The organism is uncultured Methylobacterium sp., assembly GCF_964251405.1.
Taxonomy (GTDB): Bacteria; Pseudomonadota; Alphaproteobacteria; order Rhizobiales; family Beijerinckiaceae; genus Methylobacterium.
Window position 1 is genome coordinate 8,820 of record NZ_CAXUJR010000089.1, and the last position, 6,040, is coordinate 14,859.

Genomic DNA, 6,040 nt, shown 5'->3' on the forward strand with positions numbered 1-6,040 from the left:
GATCATTCCGAATGTCAGCGCAAACGGCTTTCCCGCTCTTGCGTGAAGTTGAGGATCCGTTTTCCGGCGGCTGTACTCACGTCATCGGGTCAAGCCGAATGAACAGGGAAGACGGCCCATCCAATCCGCTGCGGCCCGTGTCCAGGAATATGGTCGCGTTCCCTCCGCTTCGCCACCCTCACGGCACCTGTGCGCTGGCCTTCACACGAGCCTCCGCCGCGGCGATCGCGCCGGGCGTGCCGACATGGAGCCACTGGCCGTCGAGGCGCAGGCCGAACAGGCGCTCGCGCTCGGCGGCGCGGTCGAACAGGAGGTTGAGGGAGAAGGCGCCGTCCGGCGTATCGGCGAAGAGTTCGGGCTTCACGATCGCCACGCCCGCATAGATGAAGGGCGCGACCTCGCGTTCGCCCCTGCGCTGAAGCCGGCCGTCGGCAGCCATCACGAAATCGCCGTTGCCCTCGTAGCCGAGGCTGGTGGCGGTGGGCGCCACAAGGAGGAGGATGTCCATCGCGTCCGGACGCCATGCCGCGATCTGACGCGCGAGGTTCGAGCGCGGTCCCTCCAGCCAGAACGAATCGGAGTTGAACACCACGAACGGGTCGTCGCCCACCAGCGGCAGGGCCTTCTTGATGCCGCCGCCGGTCTCGAGCAGCGCCACGCGTTCGTCGGAGATCGAGACCAGCGGCGCGGTGGTTCGGCGGGCCAGATGGGCCTCGACGAGATCGGCGAGGTGATGGACGTTGACGACCGCCCGGGTGATCCCGCCCTCGGCCGCCCGGTCGAGGGCATGATCGATGAGGGCGCGGCCCGCCACCTCGACGAGAGGCTTGGGCAGCGTGTCGGTGATCGGGCGCATGCGCGTGCCGAGGCCCGCGGCCAGGATGAAGGCGTGGGTGATGGCGCCAGTCGGGGCGGGCGTCGCGGTCTCTGACATTCCGGTCCTGCCGTGTTCGGATAGGTCAGCGCTCATGCGCCGCATCGCGGTGACCGAGCAGCGCCGGCAGATGTTCCTCGTGCCACAGGCGCAGGCGTGTCAACGCCGGGTGGACGAGGTTGCGGGCCAGATACCCTTCGATCCGCGGCAGATGGGCGAGGTAGCCAGGCTTGCCATCCCGACGGTCGAGCCGTGCGAAGATGCCGAGGATCTTCGTGGCACGCTGGGCGGCCAGCACCGCGTAGGCGCGCGCGAAGTCCTCGACGTCGAAATCCGGGTCGCGGGCGCGACGCTCGCGGGCATAGAGGCCGAGCAGGCGCAATTCGAGATCGGGGGTGGCGTCGACGCGGGCATCCTGAAGCAGCGAGGCCACGTCATAGGCCGGATGGCCGAGCACCGCGTCCTGGAAGTCGATGACCCCGATGCGCTCCAGGCCCTCGCGGGCAGGCAGCCAGATCAGGTTGGGCGAGTGATAGTCCCGCAGCGTCCAGGTCGGCCGCTCCGGCTCGATGCCGCGCAGGGCCTCCGCCCACAGGGCCACGAACTCCGAACGCGCAGGGCCCGAAAGGCTCGTGCCCCGAACCGCCGGGCAGTACCAATCCGGCATCAACTCGGTCTCGTAGAGCAGGGCTTCGAGGTCGTAGGGCGGCAGCACGTGGTCGATCCCGTCGGCGACGGGGAGGACCCCGGGCAATTGGGTGCCGTGGAGCTTGGCCAGAAGCCGAGTCGCCTCGGCGTAGCGCTCGGGACGAGGCCCGTTGGCGTCGGCGACGGGCTCCGAGCCGAGATCCTCGATGATAAGGAGACCGGCGCCGAGATCCTCGCCGTAGATGCGCGGCGCCGAGAAGCCGAGCGCCCGCAGGCCCCGATCGACGCCCACGAAGGCGTGGATGCTCTCGGCGAGCTTGACGATGGTGCTGTAGGACTTGCCGTTGCGCACCGGCGGGCCATCGGTCCGAGCGGGGGCGATCATGAGCACGGCCTTGGTCCCGTCGGGCTTCACCAGGCGCTCGTAGGCGCGGGACGAGGCGTCCCCCTGCATTGGGACGCGGGCGGCCTCGTCCCAGCCGCTTCGTTCGAGCAGCGCCTTGAGCGCGCGGGCCCGGTAGAGGCGCGCGCGCATGCCGCCGGTGCCGTCCATCCTGGCGAAACGGGCGCCGTCGCCGAATTGCGGGCGCAAAGCGAGGTCGACGGAGAGGATCGGGCCGTGGCGGAAACCGAGGCGCTCGGGCCACTCGACCAGGGTGATGGCGCCGTCCGTCATCTCGTCGAACCCGAGTTCGACGAGCTCGTCGGGACCGCGAAGGCGATAGAGGTCGGCGTGCACGATGGCCCGGCCGCCGCTTCCCTCGTAGGGCTGGACGAGGGTGAAGGTCGGACTCGGGACTTCCAGGGCCGGATCGCCGGTCAATTCGCGGATGATCGCGCGCGCCAGGGTGGTCTTGCCGCCGCCTAGGCCGCCGGACAGAGCGACCATGTCGCCGGGCAGGAGCAGATCCGCCAGGAACCGGCCGAGATCCTCGGTGGCTCCCTCCTCGGACAGCATGATCTCCCAGGCTGCGGGGGCTGACGCCTCCGCTCCGGTCTGGTCATGTCCAGCCGCGCCCTGCCCGGTGGCGTCCCGTTCAGTCGGGTCCTGGCCGTCCTCACTCACCGCCCAACCCTCCATCCCCGATGACGCTCCGCCGTGCCGGTGCCGAGTCAACGCGCGACGCCGACAGCTGATAGCCGAGGATCCTTAACCAAACCGCGATCCCGCTACCGGCCACACCCGACGGCTCTCATGCAAGACCCTCAGGGCAGGATCATTCGCCGGTTCCTATTCGGCGGCAGCCCTCCGCTCCGAGGGATCGGCGACGGGGAAGGTGCAGATGACCCGCGTACCGCCGCCCGGCGTCGATTCGAGGACGACGCGTCCACCATGCAGTTCGACGAAGGATCGCACGATCGACAGGCCGAGGCCGACGCCGCGGTGCCGCGTACCGAGCGTGTGGCTCTCGAACCGGTCGAAGACCCGGGCCGCCACTTCGGCGGGCATGCCGCGGCCGTGGTCGATCACGGACAGGATCAGCTCGTCGTCGTCGCGGCGTGCCTCGACCCGCACCGTCTGGCCGGAGGCGGAGAAGCCGACCGCGTTCGAGAGCAGGTTGAACAGGATCTGGCGCACGCGCTTGCCGTCCGCGACGAAGCTGCCGATGTCGCTCGGCACCGCGAGGTCGAGGGTGATCGCCGACTCGGCGAAGCGGTCCTCGAGGCCGCGCGCCGCCGCCTCGACGGTGGCGCGGACGTCCACCACCTCCCGCGACAGCTCGAGCGACCCGGCATCGATGGAGGCGAGATCGAGGATGTCGTTGATCATCACGAGGAGCGCCCCGGAGGAGCGCATGATGTGGTCGGAATACTCGCGCTGGCGCCCGTTGAGGGCGCCCACGGTCTCGTCGCCCAGGAGCTGCGTGAACCCAATGATGTTGGTGAGCGGCGAGCGCAGCTCGTAGGAGACGTGGTGGACGAAGGTGTCGCGGAGCTGCGAGGCACGCTCCAGGGCGTCGTTCTTCTCGGTGAGCGCGCGCTCGACGTTGACGCTCGCCGTCACGTCGATGAGCGTGAGCAGGGTCGCACCCTCGGGAAGGGGCTGGGTGGCGCAGTCGAGCACCGTCCCGTCGACGATCTCGAGACGGCATGTGAGCCCGGCGCGGGTTTCGAGATCGGTGACCGCCGCGCGGATGTCGAGCCAGGGCTCCTCCTGCGGCGAGAGCTGACGGCAGACCTCGATCACCGCGTCGATCCGCGGTCGCTCCAGCAGCATCGCCGCGTCGAGGCGCCAGGCCGTGGCGAAGGCGCGGTTAGCGAAGGTGAGGCGGCCGTCGGCGCCGAACACCGCCACGGGTTCCTTGAGGGTGTCCAGCGTCTCGGCCTGGACCCGCATCAGCGCGTTGTAGCGGGATTCGAGCTTCACGCTCTCCGAGACATCGTCGAAGAGATAGGTGAGCCCGCCCTGCGGGTTCGGGTCGGCCACCACGCGCAGCGACCGGCCGTCGGGCAGGTACCACCAGGTCTCGTTGGCCTCCACGGCCCGGTAGGCGGCGAGGACGTCGGCTTTCCAGAGCCGGAAATCGGCCTGCTCGGGCAGTTTGCGCGACGAGCGTAGCTGGTCGAGGATCTCGCCGTCGAGGGGGCGGCTCTCCAGGAACGCGTGTTCGAGGGCCCAAAGCTGGCGGTAGGCAGCATTGTGGAAGATGAGGCGCTGGCGCGCGTCGAACATCGCCACGGCGGTCGGCAATTGGTCGAGGGTCCTGACGTTGGCGTCCATCTGGCGCTGAAGGTCCGCCCGCACGCTCTCCAATTCGGAGACGTCGACGGCGATGCCGACGCGACCGCCTTCGATGACCGACTCGGTGACGTCCAGGATGCGTCGTCCGCCGGCGACGACGGCTGACAGGCGCAGGGCGGCGCGCGATCCGGGTGCGGGCCGGGCGCCGTCCTGACGGGCGATCGCCTCGCGGGCCTGTCGATCGAGCAGTTCGATCCCCTCGACGACGGCGCCTTCGCGGCTCTGGGCCTCCACGGCCGCAACGTAGGCGATATTCACCCAGGCCAGCGCGCCATCGCGGTCACGCTGCCAGACCGGCTGCGGGATCGCATCGAGGAGCCCCGACAGGGCCGTGAGGCCCCGCCTCGCCTCGTCGAGCCTGTGGCGCAACTCATTGAGCTGGCGGCGCTCTTCGCTGGTCTCGCGCAGGCGCAGCAGCGCCCGACCGGCGAGGGCTTGACCATGGGCTTCCATGTAGCGGCCGTCCTGGGTGCGCAATCCGAGGCGGAACCCGGTGCCGCGCTCGCGCAGGCCCTGCACGGCGGCCTCGATGGTCCCGATATCGCCGGGCACCAGCCAAGTCGCGAAGGCGAGGAGGCTTCGCGTGTCATCCGTGAGCGTGCCATCGTCCGGGAAGGCCAGCGTGACGTCCCCGTCGATCACGGGGTCGCCGCGCCCGGCCCAGGTCACGATCACCTGGCGTTCGGCGTTCATCAGGAGGTCGGCGAGATCGTGCGACCCGTGCAGGCGGGCCACCTCCGCGGCGAGTTCGCCCTCGCGCCTGGTCCAGCGCGTGCGCTCGCGCAGATGGAGGAGCGACAGGATCGTGGAGAAGACCGTGAGCCCGATCAGGATCGCGAGTCCCGCAGCGTTGTGGGTATGCCGGATGACGTCGTCGGCCCAGGTTGTACCGAGGCCCGCCGCCAAGGCCGGCGCGCTGCATGCGCCGACGAGCAACACGCCGGCGCATACCTTGAGTTGCGCCGTCCGATCGAGCCCCATGATCCGAACCGCCTCCACGAATCGCCGATGAGGCGCAACCGCTGCATTCTCGCGTCCGGCTCTGACGGCCCTCGCGACTCACCTCATCCGAGGACTCGGCCCACCCTATCGCGAGGCGGAATCCCACTGAAAGGGGCAAGGTCGTCACTTTGGCGCGTCGTGACCACAAGCTCGGCAAAAGCCGCACGAAAGACACACCTTACCGGGTGATCCAACATAGGAGGCGCCGCGCGCTGCGGCGGCGTCCGCCGTGCCGGCACGCCGCAGCCCAGCTCGACACTCGCAACACCTCCTTTGCAACCGCGGCACACACCCTGAAGGCGAGCTTATAATTCCACATCGTGAAAAACGACATTCAATGTAGTCAAAAGCACCTTCCTATTCAGTAGTTATAGGATACATATTATTATATCAGGGTCGATATTGCATCGGTGGGTTCGAGTAAGGAAGCTGTTTTCAGAATTGGAGGCCGGCTGATCATCGGCTTCCCTGCTACATCGGCATGATGATGGCCTTGATGATCGTCGGCGTTTCCAAGGCCAGATCGACCGATTCCAGCCAGCCGACGAGCGGAACACCGCGATGCGCCATGTCGGCGACAGCTTCGAGCAGGCGGTGGGCGGCGCCATCAAAAGCAACGACCCTGTCCCGCCGCGCGGGCGTGATGTGGGGAAAGACGTTGAGTTCGTGCCTCACCCGGCCGAAAATCGAAAGCGGGCATGAAAAAAGCCCGGCATCGCGCCGGGCTTCTCTCGTTCTCGGACTTGATGACGGGCGACGACGTGCCCGTCCGT

4 protein-coding genes are annotated in these 6,040 nt (G+C 68.5%); all 4 read right to left on the bottom strand.

Translation table 11 applies throughout. The annotated features are described in order from the left end of the window. Positions 1–178 precede the first annotated feature (178 nt). Positions 179–934: a nucleotidyltransferase family protein gene (locus tag ACFE7U_RS14600; RefSeq protein ID WP_375410447.1), complete on the bottom strand. Its 756-nt coding sequence runs from the start codon at positions 932–934 to the stop codon at positions 179–181. A 25-nt stretch (positions 935–959) separates the two neighbouring features. Then, positions 960–2,480, bottom strand: coding sequence for a tRNA (adenosine(37)-N6)-threonylcarbamoyltransferase complex ATPase subunit type 1 TsaE (tsaE, locus tag ACFE7U_RS14605; protein ID WP_375410451.1), 1,521 nt, complete (start codon positions 2,478–2,480; stop codon positions 960–962). A gap of 273 nt (positions 2,481–2,753) precedes the next feature. Further along, positions 2,754–5,246 carry an ATP-binding protein gene (locus ACFE7U_RS14610; protein WP_375410448.1) on the bottom strand — a complete coding sequence of 831 codons (2,493 nt, stop codon included), beginning with the start codon at positions 5,244–5,246 and terminating at the stop codon, positions 2,754–2,756. Positions 5,247–5,738: 492 nt separating this feature from the next. Next, positions 5,739–6,040 (bottom strand): hypothetical protein (locus tag ACFE7U_RS14615; RefSeq protein WP_375410449.1); only part of this gene is annotated, 302 nt, incomplete at its 5' end.